This window comes from Priestia sp. 53B2 (assembly GCF_056099005.1).
Map to the genome: position 1 here is coordinate 1 of NZ_JBLZXA010000111.1, position 241 is coordinate 241.

Genomic DNA, 241 nt, shown 5'->3' on the forward strand with positions numbered 1-241 from the left:
TAGTAAGATCCCTGAAAGATGATCAGGTTGATAGGTCAGAGGTGGAAGCGTGGCGACATGTGTAGCTGACTGATACTAATCGATCGAGGACTTAACCAAAACTTTAAAAGCGTAAGCTTTACTCAGCGAACTGTTATCTAGTTTTGAGAGAACAAAACTTTTCAAAAAAGTCTTGCTTTCTTTTGGAAATCATGTATAATATAATATGTCTGGTGGCGATAGCGAAGAGGTCACACCCGTT

General features: G+C 39.4%; 1 rRNA gene. It reads left to right on the forward strand.

Going from position 1 to position 241, the window contains the following annotated elements:
- Positions 1-99 (forward strand): 23S ribosomal RNA (locus ACN6NE_RS31375); the annotation flags it as partial.
- Between the last annotated feature and the right edge of the window lie 142 nt (positions 100-241).